This window comes from Mucilaginibacter sp. P5_A4 (assembly GCF_056400605.1).
The window spans coordinates 1-14,971 of record NZ_JBFUKX010000082.1 but is presented as its reverse complement, the minus strand read 5'-3'; the positions used below and the strand labels follow the sequence as shown (position 1 = coordinate 14,971).

General features: G+C 39.2%; 11 protein-coding genes. 2 read left to right on the top strand and 9 right to left on the bottom strand.

Annotated elements, in window-relative coordinates:
• The 4 genes from AC1DQW_RS26560 to AC1DQW_RS26545 all read right to left on the bottom strand — a co-directional run.
• Positions 1-2,189, bottom strand: a 2,189-nt coding sequence (locus tag AC1DQW_RS26560) for an Eco57I restriction-modification methylase domain-containing protein (protein ID WP_477456820.1), incomplete at its 3' end; no start/stop codon positions are given.
• Positions 2,190-2,194: 5 nt separating this feature from the next.
• Positions 2,195-5,503, bottom strand: a complete 3,309-nt coding sequence (locus tag AC1DQW_RS26555; protein ID WP_477456819.1) for a helicase-related protein — start codon at positions 5,501-5,503, stop codon at positions 2,195-2,197.
• A gap of 434 nt (positions 5,504-5,937) precedes the next feature.
• Positions 5,938-7,179, bottom strand: coding sequence for a tyrosine-type recombinase/integrase (locus AC1DQW_RS26550; RefSeq protein WP_477456818.1), 1,242 nt, complete (start codon positions 7,177-7,179; stop codon positions 5,938-5,940).
• A 423-nt stretch (positions 7,180-7,602) separates the two neighbouring features.
• The gene (locus tag AC1DQW_RS26545) at positions 7,603-8,193 is read right to left on the bottom strand and encodes a hypothetical protein (RefSeq protein ID WP_477456817.1); all 591 of its coding nucleotides are present in this window, start codon (positions 8,191-8,193) and stop codon (positions 7,603-7,605) included.
• A 420-nt stretch (positions 8,194-8,613) separates the two neighbouring features.
• Between AC1DQW_RS26545 and AC1DQW_RS26540 the strand changes: the two genes are divergently transcribed.
• Together AC1DQW_RS26540 and AC1DQW_RS26535 are read left to right on the top strand one after the other, a co-directional pair.
• Positions 8,614-9,213 carry a Crp/Fnr family transcriptional regulator gene (locus AC1DQW_RS26540; RefSeq protein ID WP_477456816.1) on the top strand — a complete coding sequence of 200 codons (600 nt, stop codon included), beginning with the start codon at positions 8,614-8,616 and terminating at the stop codon, positions 9,211-9,213.
• Between the two features lie 421 nt (positions 9,214-9,634).
• Entirely contained in the window at positions 9,635-10,201 is a 567-nt protein-coding gene (locus AC1DQW_RS26535; protein ID WP_477456815.1) for an RNA polymerase sigma factor, read from the top strand.
• Positions 10,202-10,368: 167 nt separating this feature from the next.
• On the opposite strand, the gene AC1DQW_RS26530 is transcribed toward AC1DQW_RS26535, so the two are convergent.
• The 5 genes from AC1DQW_RS26530 to AC1DQW_RS26510 all read right to left on the bottom strand — a co-directional run.
• Positions 10,369-11,145 (bottom strand): TerC family protein, encoded by a 777-nt coding sequence (locus tag AC1DQW_RS26530; protein ID WP_477456814.1) that lies wholly within the window; start codon positions 11,143-11,145, stop codon positions 10,369-10,371.
• 81 nt (positions 11,146-11,226) lie between these two features.
• On the bottom strand, positions 11,227-12,663 hold the full coding sequence (locus tag AC1DQW_RS26525) for a DUF4097 family beta strand repeat-containing protein (RefSeq protein WP_477456813.1): 1,437 nt from the start codon (positions 12,661-12,663) through the stop codon (positions 11,227-11,229).
• Positions 12,644-13,186 carry a hypothetical protein gene (locus AC1DQW_RS26520; RefSeq protein WP_477456812.1) on the bottom strand — a complete coding sequence of 181 codons (543 nt, stop codon included), beginning with the start codon at positions 13,184-13,186 and terminating at the stop codon, positions 12,644-12,646. Before AC1DQW_RS26520 ends, AC1DQW_RS26525 begins: the two co-directional genes overlap by 20 nt.
• A 20-nt stretch (positions 13,187-13,206) precedes the next feature.
• Entirely contained in the window at positions 13,207-13,767 is a 561-nt protein-coding gene (locus AC1DQW_RS26515) for an RNA polymerase sigma factor (protein WP_477456811.1), read from the bottom strand.
• 166 nt (positions 13,768-13,933) lie between these two features.
• Positions 13,934-14,971, bottom strand: a 1,038-nt coding sequence (locus tag AC1DQW_RS26510) for a PepSY-associated TM helix domain-containing protein (RefSeq protein WP_477456810.1), incomplete at its 5' end; no start/stop codon positions are given.

Genomic DNA, 14,971 nt, shown 5'->3' with positions numbered 1-14,971 from the left:
TTATTGACCATGTTTTCTGAATCCACATATGGTGGATTTCCAATCACTATGTCGAAGCCAATTGACGAATTAAAACGCTCGTTTTCTTTTAACATAGGATTCAATACTTCTGAGAAATCCAACTTCCAATCAAAAAACATAAGCGGCTTTTCGGGATGGGCCCTTAACGTCTCTAATTTTTTTATCGCAGTATTATATCCCGCAAGTTGAAGCGTTATTTCTGTTGTTTTAACAGTTTCTTTTTTTGTTTCTCCAAATAAACTTCCAGTTTTAGCAGTAGTTTGATCATACTTATATTTATCTAATTCAAGCTGACTTATCAATACGTCTATTTTCAAGCTGCGGATATCCGCTTGCAATGTTTTCTTATCGCCCTTATAATTAAAAAATCGTTTTTGCTTTGCAAACAATTTTTTAAGATTTTCTTGAATCTGTAACTGCAATTTCTTGGTAGCTTCTGTCCCTGCGTTTACCTCCCAATCAATATCAATAACCTCTTCTTCGAACTTGCTTAACAAGCTATTACCAACAACAATTTTATAATCCAAATTAGGCAATGGTTGTGGTTTAACCTCATCTACAACCAAACTCAACCAGAAACGTAAACGGGCAATATCAACAGCACCTGGTTCGATATCAACGCCATAGATGCTGTTTTCAATAATACTCAATTTCACTTTAGCGGGGTTCCAGCCATCTTCCAAATCCCAAATTCTTTTAGTAGCATCAAATTCGTAATAAAGAGTTTCAACCGAATGAAAAATCTCTAATAGTACACCCATGGGGAAAGCCCCCGAACCGATTGCCGGATCGCAGATCTTTACATCACGCAGGGCCTGCAATATAGTTTCATCATATTCGGCAATTCCGCCAAGTTCTTGGTATTTAATAAATCCTTCAATCCCAGAACGTAGATTCTCGTCTGATTCCGCTTCGCATTTAGTGCACAAATATTCAATTAGGCTTTCCTGACACATATAGTGCACGATCTCTTTAGGGGTATAAAACGCACCTTTGTCTTTATTGTCTTCCAGTAGGTTTTCAAAAATATGGCCCAGCATTTCAGGATCAACCGCTACGGTGTGTTCCTGAGGGCTATCTTCGTGAACAGTGAAATTATAGCGATCAAAAAAGCCAAAAAGATTCTTAAATAACTCTGCCGGAAAAATCAAGAAATCTGTATTGTATGCTTCGGGTTCAAATAAGCCGCCATTCAGAAAGGGAATTTTATATTTATTGTATTCAATCCCATTAAATAAGTTATTGTCAATTGCAAAAAAGTCCCCATCACGCATTTGATTTAGCGTATTATGAAACAATGGTTCTAATACAAATGGATAAAAGGCTTCCTGATCTTTACTATTATCAAAAAGATTTCTTAAAAAGTCAGGATCCCCCTTGCCCCAGTTTTCATGTTCGGGCACACCAAGCCAGCCTTTCTTTTCTAAAAAGTATAAAAAGACGATCCTGCCGAGCATCTTTTTTACAAAATCTCGCGCCTTTTTATCATCTGCATTGAAAATTGTTTTGAACTGTTCTGCAGCAACGCCTGATGCTTTACCTTCTTCATTTTCACCAATTAAATAGCTTAAGAATGCGCCATAATGCTTGCGATATTTGTCAAAAAACTCCTTCGACATTTTTTCCACATTGAACGTGTCTTGAAGACTTTTCAACGTTATGCCCCTGCCTGTAGCCACATCTTCTTTCTGTATATCAGCAAAACGATCAGCAGCGGTTTTGGCTTTCTCGTCTTTCCCAAATAGATAAGTATAGCGCTTCGGATCAGTTTTTAATTTTTCACGCTCGCCGGTTACAGAATTACGGGCTGTTACCTCGCTTACGTAGCTAAATCTCCATTTATCACCCTGGGTAAATACAATCAGTGCGGCATCAACATCCGTTTTGTAAACGTTATTAAGTAAACTACGCAAACCTACCTTGTTACGATAAATTTGTTTTACAGCGGGCACATCAATCTCATAAATACCAACTACGTGGCCATTAGAGGTATCAAAAGTTCCTAATTCATAAGCTACAGCACCAAAATCATTTTGCGCCACAGAGACTTTTATAACCGGGTTTTCTCTTAGCGTATTTACATTAAAATTTTGCCTTAGTATTTTGTACCAATCGTTTCGGTTGTACTTAGCTTCTAAAATTGGTTTAAGCTGTTCTGAATTTAACATGTGATTTATAAAGTAAAGGTTTCGGAAATTATTATAGCGGGCTTATCGGTAATAGTTAATGGCAGTTCAGGTTGTTCATTATCACTATCTTCATGGGCCTTATGTCCATATTTGACCGCATAGGTCATCATCAGATTATGGGCTTTGGCCGGAGATAATTGATTTTTATCGCATTTTAAACGTACCTGATTAATTTCGGTAGCTAAATTTGTATATGTACCTGTTTCAAGCAGGCTATAAAGTAATTCGCAAGCTTTTCTAAATTTATCGTCGGTGCTGGCTGCTTTTTCTTCCCTTATAAATTTCTTTGCCTGATTGGTTTTGGCATCAGCTTGCGGGCCTGATAGGGCATCTGCCGACTGTGAAAGCAAATCTTCTTCAAATTTCCTCATAGCCATTTGCACTTGTCCGTGATGATAGGACGGTAATTCATCGGCAGCTAACTCATTAGGTTTGGCTTCAAAAATCTCTGCTGCCTCGACAAAACTTAAAGGTTCTATTTTTTTTTCACCAATTTTAAAAAAGTCCATTTTATAGTCCGATTTTAAAAACACTAAAGTTTGCCCCTTAACTTGTCGTTTGTTCGCTTGGTCTGTGTCACGGGCGGTTCTGGCTCTCAACGGCAAACGAGCTATGCGCTTAAACTCCTTTTCGTTCTTATTTCTAAAGTCTCTAATAAATTCAAGATATTTTAATCTTTTGTCTTCTTCTTCAGGCAGCCCTTTTATGTGCAAAGTAACTTGCTCCAACACCTCCTCACGAGTATATACTTGGGCATCTTCACCATAGGCAGAATGGAAGCCTTGCAGTTTAATGTAAGCGTTGTTATAAAGACTAATTAATGCATCACTCTCACGGCTTGGGTAAAATGAGTAATTGTATATTACATCGGCTGTACTGCCAATACGGTTAACCCGACCAATCCGCTGCATCAATCGGGTTGCGTTCCAAGGTGTGTCGTAATTAACCAACACATTAGCCCGATGTAAATTAATACCCTCTGCCAACACCTCAGTTGTAATTAAATATTTAATCTCATCGGCTTGTTTACCCGGTAAATTAGCATCAAAATTACTTAGAATCCGATGTTGCATAGACTTACGATTATCAGCTGAAATCATTATAGTCTGCTCTTCGTAACCCCATTGGCTAAATTCTTTAAAAAGATATCTTGCAGTATCTTTTGATTCAGTGAAAATTACCAACTTACCTGATGGATTGTAGTCCTTCCTTAATAATTCCTGATTTAATAATTTTTTAAATACGTCTATTTTAGGATCGGCATGTGTTTTTTTCCATTGTTTACAGATAGTATCAATCGCTACAAGATCCTCCTTTAATAATGCTAAAAATTTATCGTCAAAGTCTTCGGGAACAAATATTTGATTTTTGGGATTATCTATCGAAAGTTCTAAGACCTTATCATCAATTTGTTCTTCGTCCCAACCTTTATTCATTAAATCGTTTATCTGAGCATCAGGAGCAACGTAGATTTTCCCCTTCTCAAACATTTCTATCATCCGCGCGGTGGAAAGGTGAAAGCGATCTAAAGAAATTTTAAAAGCATCAAAAGAACTTTCCAATCGTTTTACTAATTGGGTCATCATGATATAAGCAAGGGTTTTTGATGCCGTTTCTGCCTGAGTGTAATACTTTTTTTGAATCTCGGGCAGAAGATGTTCTATCGCTCTGTATCTATAATAAGCAATCCTATTAACCAAGTAATCAATAGTACTAATAAATAGCTCTCCTAATTGGGGCCCAAGCTTATATTCTATCGATATTGGCGGATTAATTGCCGGAAATTTGATCCCTTGTTCATCCAAATCCCTTTTATAAGCACCGTATGATTCAACGTCAGTTCGAGTGCGTCGTACAGTAATTGGTTGCAAAACCTTTTCGCGAATAAGGCCATATATTTTTCTTAGTTCACCAATGTCAGGTTTTCCGGTAATTTTCGCTGCTGCTAATACCTCTTTATATTTTTTTATTAAGGGAGCAAAGAAACCTTGCAAATTAGTTACAGGAAGTGTTGATTTTCGGGCGTCAGTAAACAATTGAAGCTGGTAATAAATATCTTCCGGCCGGTTATTCAAAGGGGTTGCTGAAATTAAAATCACCTTTTTCCGTAACCCTAATACATTACCCTCAACTGCACGCGGAGTTTTACATATTAGTTGAAGTTGCTGAAACATTTGAGCCTTATGATTTCTGAATTTATGGGCCTCGTCGACCAATATTAAATCATAATCCTCTTTTGGCCAATAGTCATCGTTTTTGTGTTCAATTATTTTATGCAAGCTTCCATTGCTTATATAACGAACATGTTTGTCAAGGCCAAATTGGCTAAAAGTACTTTTCCAATTTTGCTCTAAATGCGGAGGATAAACTATTAATATTTTTGTATTTAATGTACCATTTGATATTAAGAACCGTTTAGCAACTAATGTTGCAATGATAGTTTTACCTAAACCAACGACATCAGCCAACATAAAACCATTGTGCTCCAGTAACATGCTATAACCTTGATTGACGGCGTCAATCTGATACGTTAGTTTTTTAAAGTTTTTAGGTAGATCTCCAACCGAATCAGGGTCGTACTCAATGTTTTTTCCAAAATATTCAATTAATAGTTTAATGTAAATTTCGAATGGTTTATATAACTGTCCAATGTGGCTACCATCTTTTACCCGATTTACATCAATAGGCAAAACATCTTCACCTTCTTCCCAAAGTTTTTGGAACTCTGATTCAGCGAAAGCAACTTCTTCGTAATCTCTTAGCGCAACGTTAAATTCATAGTTGCCTTCATTTTTTATTCCTAACCCGGCATCAGTCAGATTTGACGAGCCTGTAATCACCTCACCACCGCTATACTCATTAAAGTTCTTCGGTAAAAAAATGTAAATCTTGGCATGAAGCTTTTTTGTCTTATGAACTTTGATATGTATCTTTTTATCAATAATATCTTCCATAAAAAGCATTATACCGTCTTCGACTTCTTTACTATATTCAGCCTCACGTATGTCCTGACGCATCAATTTAACAAACTCTTCTCGTGTACGTTCGGGGTCGCCAAAAAAGAGCAAACCCCTTCGTTTAGATTCGGCACTTATTTGGTCTACGTTAATACCGACTAATATTTTTACCTCAGGTACTTTATGTAAATGTTCGCGAATGGGAAAATAACCTGAAGCGCGAAAATAGCCTACCACGGCATGGAAAGCATAAATATCAGCCATGTGTTCAACGGCTCCTTTAAACTTTTTAAATAAGCTTTTCTCTTCGCGATTTGTAAAAAACTTGGCTGACATTAATAGTTATAAAATTAATTGATAGAACTCGAATTCTTTTATTGTTTATCGAAAGCTACAATAAAACATCGTAATTTTTCTTAATGGCCGCAACTTAATCAATATTTAGAACTATCAGAAAATCGGCGTTCTTCAATGGCTGGCAGCAACGACTAACTTGTGATATTTGCGCTGTTATTGATTAACTTTCCATATTCACCACATCCGCAAAAATAGCCCACCGCCGGGATAAAAAGTAAAGGCCATGCGGAGCGGGCCATTGTGTTTTTCTTTTCAGCGGTGGCTCGGCCTTGACTATTTACCCGGCTCGCGCTGTTGGTTGCTTAAGCGGTAAATATGGCATAGTGTGTTCATTTCCCGACTAACGGATTTAGGCGGGTTGAATTACAAACTTGAAAAATTAAAGTTCGCAAACACGCGAGTGCGATTTTTTTTCATCCAAAATCCATCAATTTATCAGCGATTTCCTGCTTTACATTATCCTCAAAACCGGCCCAATAGTTTTGGGTAGTATTCAAGCTGCGATGGCCTAAACTTTCCTGTATCAACTCCATTTTAGCACCATTACGGATAGCAGCCGTTGTAAAAGAATGCCGTGCATAATAGGTAGATATATCCGCATCCAATTCCAGATCCTTCGCCAGTTTTTGAATATGCTGGTTGACAAACCGAATAAAGTTTTGGTTTACCCTTAGCTTCTCAGCTTCATCCATCTTTTTAGTTAATATCGGAAATACATAGTTGTCAGGCAAAAAAGGACGGGTACCGTAGCGTTCTATTACTGCTTTAATCGTTTCTGTTAAAGGAATAATAATGGGCTTAGGTTTGTCTTTAGTGGTATGAAGTGTTTTATGCCTTAAAAAAGAGATTGATTTTTTGTTGATATTTTTATACCTCAATTCTGCGATATCCCGGAAATTCATTCCGTTGCACTGGTAACTGAAAAACCAAAAGTCCCTTGCTTTTTCTTTCGGGCTACCTGGTTCGACTGGGGCCGTATATAATTTTTTTAATTCGTCTTTACTTAACGCCTTCTTTATGTTTTGGCCTGTAGGTATTTTGTATTTTTTGAAAGGATAGAGTTCAGCAGCTATGCTACCGTCTTCCATAGCTTTATTGAAGATAGCCCGTAATGGCCGTAAGTATATACCTACAGTAGTTTTGGATTTGTCGGCGGCTACCATCCAGTTCTCATACCTGTTCAAAAAATCAACTGTAACCCGGGAAAATGAAAGGCTTGATGCGGGGTGTTTATCTTTGCCGGCAAATTCAAGCAATGACTTTAAACTTAACCGATAATTAGATGCCGTGCCCGCACGGCCATATCTCGTCAATTCATCTATGTAATCCTGATAATACGCGCAAACATCTGTGGTGCTGGCTTGAGAGCGAAACATTTCCCGCTCAAATTTATCAAGGATAAATATGCCGTCCATTTTGGTGATGATCTTATTCGCCCGAGCCTCTATCGCACCTAACGATATTTTCACCTCCTGAAAAGCCCTTTTAGGTTTTTCGGTTAAGTAGGATTGTTGGAATTGTTGAGCCGTCAGGTGGATGTCTGTAGGATAGTGCCTGATATCGGTACGGGAGATATATAACCTGATTTTTACAGGTGCTTTTTTACCGGTTTCAACCTTCCGTTCATCTAAATATAAGTTAACTTTTACTGCCATTTTCATTAAAATTAGGTAAAATGCCTATTTCTCTCACACAAATTTTTTAGAACATGCGAAATTACGCAAATTTCCCACAAAATCGCCTGTTTTACTCTCACACATTTCTCACACAAATGGGCAAAAAATGGCAAAAAACAGCAAAATATCACAAAATGACATTTTTATAAATAGTTGATATGTAAGTAATTAAATAAAAAACAAAGCATCGAAAAGTGCCTCCCATAGACTGTTAATCAGAGGGTCGCTGGTTCGAGCCCAGCCTCAGGAGCAAAAGGGCAAGCACGTTAAAACGGTCGCTTGCCCTTTCTATTTCAATATAAAAAGCCTTTTGATGCGATTATGATTTCCATTGTAATATAAGGATTTCACTTTTTTGACGAATACGGGGCTATAGCAACAATTTTCAATTTCTTGTTTTACTTAGACTGTTGCAGTACCGCGATTAACCGTCTTAGACAGACGAAATGCAGCAAGCAAGTAATAAAAGGCGCCAAATGCGGCATACCCAGCCAGACTGGTAATTCCCTTTGTCGGGTCGTGTGCCAGCAGGATAAAAGAAGTGCCGCCGATTATGGACTGGCCGCCGCTGATGATCATAGGCCATTGCCCGCCTAAAAATTTTCGGCGACGTAATCCTAAGATCAGTTGAATCAATCCTGTTCCAATTGCCCAGGCACCGAAAACCATCAATGCTTCAGGAACGCCTTTCTGTAAAGCGATGCCTACAGCTACAGTAGCGATGCCACTGATTACAGCATTTACATATTGTGGTGTTTTAGACGGGCTACCGTGATTGGCGCGAATATCGAGGAACGTACCCACTACGTCCCAGGCCGGATAGATGATCAGTAAAACGCTGGAAACCCCCATAGATGTTTTTGCAAAAAGGGGGATAAGAATCACCCAGACCACCGAAAAGGCTGCGCGGATAAAATAAAGCTTGCGTAATGATCTGGCAGTTTCAACGGCCTGTTTGTCAACTACTGCATTAGATTGAGAATTTGATGTCATAATTAAAATTTTAAATGTCTTATTATTTCAAAGTTCTCCAGTATTACCTGGCACACTTTTCACTTAAGTTAAAATGCGGATAAACATTACGGTACAATTACAGTTTTACTGCGGTGGCAAATTTTCACTTAAGTGAAAATGCTTGCGTTATATTCAGATTATATTTGAGGGATAGTTTAGCGCTGCACAGCTATCGACGAATTGGTTGCAGAGGTAATGCAAGTACAAGTACCACCAATGCCTATAAATATATGTACGATCAAGCAGCCAAGTCGATGGAACCAAAAGCATTAAAAGAATTTCTTTGTTAGTTTAGGTTAAAAATCTACGCTTGAAGAATGACGGGTTTTGCTGAGTTTGAATTGCTGGTTTAATAATAGCCGGATCATAATTTTATAGACAAATTTATACAATGATCAAATGACCGATAAAAACGATATCGTCTTTCAGTATCTGAGGAATTTTGCCTCGTTGAGCGATAAAGACATTAGCGACAGCCAGCCATTTTGGAAAGCGCGAAAAATAAATAAAGGGGACTTTTTCAACATGCAAAGCATGGTTTGTAATGACCTTGGATTGATAGTCAAAGGCATATTCAGGATTTACTTTCGTGACCCGGATACAAAAGAAGATAAGAACATATTCTTTTTCTCGGAAAATCAGTTTGTCGTTTCTTTTAGGAGTTTCGTATCACGCAATCCCTGTTGGTATTTTATCGAAGCGATGGAAGATTCGGAAATTTTCTTCATTTCCTATAAGGATCTTAATAGCCTTTATGAAACCCATCCTAACTGGGGAAAATTCGGCAGGTTGCTGGCCGAATTATTCTTTAATATTGCGCAAACGCGCACAGAAGAATTCATTTTTTTCTCCCATGAACAACGATATATCAGGTTGTTGGAAGAACATCCGGATATTGTTGAGCGTATCCCGGCTTATCACATCTCATCTTACCTCGGTATCACAAACCCTTCACTAAGCCGTATCAGGAAGCGTATTGAAAGTAAAAAGGCTGAATAAGATATAATACGATCAACGTTAGCGGTCGTATTTAACCAATAAGGATTAATGTTTACCAGACTAATCGCAATGGTTTATTCCCTTTATTAAGCTAAGGAAATAAAAAACCGCAATTGATCGACTAAATGGTTCGAATTCTGCGCAGCCTGGAGAGCCTTAAAATCAATAAAAAACAAGCAACAGGTTATTTGATCCATGATCATCTTAGGATTAACAAAATACAATGTATAGTGAGTGCAGGATTTACTCACAAATCTGTATAGCTATTTCCGGACGGGTCAGCATTCTGTCCGCATGTGCACAATCACCGTCCGCTATCGAACAGTTTACAAAACCCGAAATTAATTAAGTAACTAACAATCAATATCTTATAAAATGGCACTGGTATTGGCATTGGCATTATATATAAATACAATATACAATGAGTACCGCCGACGACCGTTTACAGACAATTTGGGAAGGATGCTTACGCAACGAACGTAAATGCCAGGAACAATTTTACAAACTATTAGCACCAAGGATGCTGGCTGTTTGCATGCGTTATGCTACAGACAAAGATGAAGCACAGGATATACTACAAGAAGGCTTTATCAAAATATTCAGAAACATGAACAACTACCGGGGCGACGGCAGCCTTGAGGGCTGGGTACGCCGTATTATGGTGCATGCCGCGATATCGCGCTATCGCAAATTAAAGCCAATTGTTTTGGTTGAAGATTTTGCCTCAGATACCGTAATGCCGGTAAACAAAGCTTACAATGATAATGGTCTTGAAGCTAAGGACCTGATGAAGCTGATACAAAAACTACCTAAAACTTACCGTTCGGTATTTAACATGTATGCCATTGAAGGCTACTCGCACCAGGAAATTGGTAATTCATTAGGTATGAGTGAACTTTTATCTCGTACTACTTTATATCGTGCAAGAACTATCCTTAAAGATATGATAGGTAAGCTGACCATGCGCGAGGAGCGTTGCCTGGCGTAAAGCCACATTGTGATGGTACATATTGACAATAAACGTCCAGCAAGCGCACAATGCCTATAATTACCCGCATGGGTGTTTTAAGAGAATATTCGTCCCGGAGTGTTCGAGAGATGCGATATTAAAAGCCGGGGTACGTCCGACACCCTGGCTTTTGCTATTCTGAAGCTCTATCTTTGAACTTTATCGACAGTCTTTTTTGCCTTCTTTGCTTTCATTTTTAAATTCAACATCTCCACCAGCATCGAAAAAGCCATGGCGAAATAGATATACCCCTTAGGGATATGCTGCTCAAAGGCTTCAGCCAAAAGGGAAACACCTATCAGCAGTAAAAAAGACAGCGCCAGCATTTTTACTGTTGGATGCTTGTTTACAAAAGAGGCCACACCATTTGATGACCACATCATGATGCCTACAGCTATTACAACTGCAAGTATCATGATCTCCACATGGCTGGCCATGCCTACGGCCGTAATTACCGAATCTAACGAGAAAACGATATCCAGCAGCATTATCTGGATGATGGTTGCTACGAAGCCCTGGGGTTTTACATTTTCGCTGCCTTCTTCTTCGCCTTCTATTTTATGGTGGATTTCGGCCGTACTTTTATAGATTAGGAACAACCCTCCTATGATCAGGATCAGGTCGCGGCCCGAAATAGCTAATTTTTCAGCCCAATCTGCGTCTGTAACATTAAACAGATACCCCAGGTTAAAAAGCGTTGCAGTAAGTGTCATTACCCAACTGATGGATAACAGCAGCAATACCCGGGTAATCATGGCCATGCCTAAGCCTACCCTACGCCCTTTGGCCTGTTGCTTTACAGGCAGCTTGTCAGATAGTATTGATATGAATACGATATTATCTATCCCTAAAACAATCTCTAACAGGGTAAGGGTAACTAACGAGATCCATGTTTCGGCCTGGGCAAATATTTCTAAATTCATAGGTGCAACGCGTTTACGCCAAAAATAACAAAACCCCTGCTTTTTAGGGCAGAGGCTTGCGTAAAAGGATAAATTTATTAGTTAATCAAAGTTTACACTACCAAATGTGGAGTTAATAGTAATGGTTTTATCGGTGCCTCCTTTACCAAAATGGCCTTTATAGTTTTTGGTAGGGTTAAATCCACGTTCGCCGTCGGCAGGAGTTTTACTGGTTAAACTTACATCGCGGTTGCCATAATTAAAGCTGCCATAGTGCACAGTTACATCAAAATCGGCGCTCTGGTCATCGCTCAGGCCAAGTTTTATACTGGAGTATGACGACCTTACAGACAGATCCTTCAGGTTTTTATCAATATCCTCAATACTAATCCCTCCGCCAAATTTAACGTTGATATTTCCTGAGGTTTTAATGCGGCCTATCTTTGCCGAACTGTAACTCAAATGCGCATTAAGTTTATCACAATCGCCCAGGCTTAGGCTGCCATAAGCTACATCCAGATCGCTGCCATTAAGGTTGCCTATGGTTGCATTACCATATTTTACCCTGATCTGGTTACTCGGGTTGCTCAATGCTTTAGCTACCAGGCTACCGAACGAGTTATTGATAATGAGCTTGCCGCTAAGGTCGGGCAAATCGGTACTGCCATATTTATTGCTGATGGTTAAAGGGCTTTTGGCCGGCATATACACTGTGTAGTTCACCTCAATTGAACGCGCCGAGTTATGATTCCCTTTAAAAAAAGAACCCCATGAACCATTGTTATCCCCATCAGGATCGATTGAGGTTTTAAAGTATACTCCGTTACCGTCTTTACTATCCTTTATGTTTACATTATCCAACAGCTTTTGTGCCTTATCCTCATTGTTGGTTGTTACTTTTATCTGCACGTCAACTTTTACCTCATTTTTGGCCCAGGTGTTAACTGTTATCTTACCAAATTTATTGTCAATATTAATTACATCATTGGCATCAATGCTATAGCTTTTGCTGTAGCTTTTGGTTTTTACAACTTCATCACCGCTTTGTGCCTGTTTATCATTATCGTCATTGTTGCTATCATAGCTAAAATTAAAGCTTTTATCAAAATCCTTAAAGCCATAAGCTATCATAGGGGCTATTTTGGCATCAAATTTATAGGCGAAGTTTAACATGCTATCATTAAACTTAAAAGCAAAGCGTTTTAAACTATCGTACTTAAAGTTTTTATCAAAATGCTTGAAGCTTTTGTTAAAATTCTTCATATTCAGCTTCATGCTTTTGTTGAACTTCTGCTTGTTAAGTGAGCTCATTTGCTTTTGCAGATCGCGCATCTTTACTTGCAGATCTTTCATTTTCTGCTGATAATTTTTATCAGCTATTGCCGAATCATCGTCGTCATCATCACCTGATGGGGCAACTTTAGGAGTAGCAGGCTTTGTAGGCTTTACCGGCTTTTTTTGCTGCGCAAAATTTGCTGTACTAATGGCTAATAAAACCATTAAGGCAAACAGGAAAGGTTTAAATATTTTTGATTTCATTTTTTTGATCTTTATTCGTTTCGTTAAACTGCTCTATCACATTTAGTTGCTGATTAAGCACCTCGGTTTGTATTTGCAAGTTCCGGATCATTGCACGTAAAACACGTTCCTGGTTAGGACTGGTAGCTAAATCATTATTCAATTTTTTATAGGTCGAATCCATTTTGGCAATTTCGGCGGTAAACTCCCTAAGCAGTTGCGGATCGCCTTTAGATGCTGTTTTAAGCTGGTTAAGCTGCGTTTTAACTAATGATGCATAGTGCACCTGCTGCTTGGCATACTCGGGGTTGATAGCAGCCAGGTCAACGTTTTTTGGGCCTTTTTGACCTTGGATATACACCCCGAAGCATATCCCCATTACCACAATGATGGATGCGGCCACCTTTAGCACAAAAGCGAGCGAAAAGGTTTTGGCTTCGCGCTTTTTTGGCGCAGCCTCCAGCACGTTTAAACGCGCCTCTATTTTGCCCCACAGGTCTGCCGATGGTTCTATCTCGTCAAAATCTTCGTGATTATTTTTCATGAAATCTTCAAATCGCTTGCTCATGACACATTTCCCTTCCTGTTTAAAATTTCCATTAGTTTTCTTTTTGCTCTCAGGAACTGTGTTCTTGAGGTGTTTTCTGATATATTTAAAATTTGTCCTATTTCTTCGTGGTCGTAACCTTCAAGCAGGTAAAGCGATATTACTACCCGGTAACCGTCCGGCAATTGTTTCATGCCCTCTTTTACCATTGTTACCTGGTATTGCATTTCATCATCGTCGGTAGCTTCCTCATCGGGAATATTCTCCAAATGATTGCCGTCAAGTTCTATCAGCTCAAGTTTGCGTTTACGCAACTGGTTTATTGACCGGTTAACCACTATTTGCTTAAGCCATAAACCAAATGTGGTTTCCTGCCTAAAATCTTTGAGTTTATTAAACGCATCAAGGAAAGCCTCCTGTAAAACATCCTCGGCTTCGCCAATATTGCCCACTATCCTAAAGGCGACGTTCAGCATCGCTTTTGAATATAAACGGTAGAGTTCATAACAGGCTTTTTTACTTCCCTGCTTGCACTCTGCCACCAGGCTGTAATGCTTATCTATAAATATTGCTTCCAAGTTGTGTTAAGCTTCAGTTTAATAGACGCAGGGTATTCTACAACGTTGCACAATTGGTTGATTTTTTTTGAGTATGATGATTTTAATGGAATATAGCAAAAAAAAAGTCATTGCTGAAAGAAGCAATGACGATGTACAATATAACCTATTAAGTTTAAATCTCTTTTCAAGTATGCTGCTTTTGTACCCTGCGGTGCACCAGCGCTTTTACTTTTTTTGATTTGCCTTTTTTACGTTTGCCCAGCCAGATAATAAAACCCGTTACCGGCAGCGAGGCGCAGATAAGACTGGCCAAAAAAGCGATGATCTTGCCGGGCAGACCCAGCACCTGGCCAACATGGAGATCGTAATTCATATCGTTCATCTTCATGCCGGGGCTTTTTTGTATATGTGGGGTTTGTTTTAACAGTTTGCCTGTATACTTCTCAAACTCATAGCCATCGCTTTTATAAAAGTGCAGGCTTTTGGCATAGGCAGTGATACCCACTGTTCCTGCTGCAGAAGCATCGTCATAGATCAGGAACATTTGCGCCTGCGGCGAATTGGCTTGTGCCTGTACAAATGCCTTATCAATAACAAAGCGGTTATCCACCCTCGTTTTTAACAGGGAGTCGGATTTTAGGGATACTTTTTCTGATGGATAAGCTTTACCGAGGTTAGCGGTAGTATAAATACCTTCCCGCACCGATTCAAAAACCATGGATAAACCTGTAAGTGCCAATATAATGGCAATACCGGTTGCATAAAATCCCAGCACATTATGCAGATCATAATTAACCCTACGCCAGCGGCCATTCCATTTAATGTTGAAACTTCGCTTGCGGTCGCTTTTGCGTTTGGGCCACCAGAGGATAATGCCGGTTATCATCAGCACAATAAAAACAATAACAGATATGCCCACTACCAGCCGACCAACATTGGCAGGCAGCAGCAGGTAAAGGTGAATGTACTCAACAATAATAAAAAAGTTCCGCGCCGGATTTTCTGTATGGGTAACCTGCCCGGTATAGGGATTCATGTATACATATAACATCCCCTGCTCCTTAGGCAAATTTACTAATAGCGCCGCGGGCCTGTCAACACCATAGTAATACATATAGCTTGCCGTAGCGCCGGGATTACCTTTTAACCCTCCGGCTTTTAGGGTTGACGGGGGCAGGTATGGCTTATGCTGTACTTCTACCCTGCGGTAGTTGTGTATGGC

Bases quoted from the DNA above. Each gene is read 5' to 3' on its own strand.
- AC1DQW_RS26555 (WP_477456819.1), bottom strand. From the start codon at position 5,503: ATGTCAGCCAAGTTTTTTACAAATCGCGAAGAGAAAAGCTTATTTAAA.
- AC1DQW_RS26550 (WP_477456818.1), bottom strand. From the start codon at position 7,179: ATGGCAGTAAAAGTTAACTTATATTTAGATGAACGGAAGGTTGAAACC.
- AC1DQW_RS26545 (WP_477456817.1), bottom strand. From the start codon at position 8,193: ATGACATCAAATTCTCAATCTAATGCAGTAGTTGACAAACAGGCCGTT.
- AC1DQW_RS26540 (WP_477456816.1), top strand. From the start codon at position 8,614: ATGACCGATAAAAACGATATCGTCTTTCAGTATCTGAGGAATTTTGCC.
- AC1DQW_RS26535 (WP_477456815.1), top strand. From the start codon at position 9,635: ATGAGTACCGCCGACGACCGTTTACAGACAATTTGGGAAGGATGCTTA.
- AC1DQW_RS26530 (WP_477456814.1), bottom strand. From the start codon at position 11,145: ATGAATTTAGAAATATTTGCCCAGGCCGAAACATGGATCTCGTTAGTT.
- AC1DQW_RS26525 (WP_477456813.1), bottom strand. From the start codon at position 12,663: ATGAAATCAAAAATATTTAAACCTTTCCTGTTTGCCTTAATGGTTTTA.
- AC1DQW_RS26520 (WP_477456812.1), bottom strand. From the start codon at position 13,186: ATGAAAAATAATCACGAAGATTTTGACGAGATAGAACCATCGGCAGAC.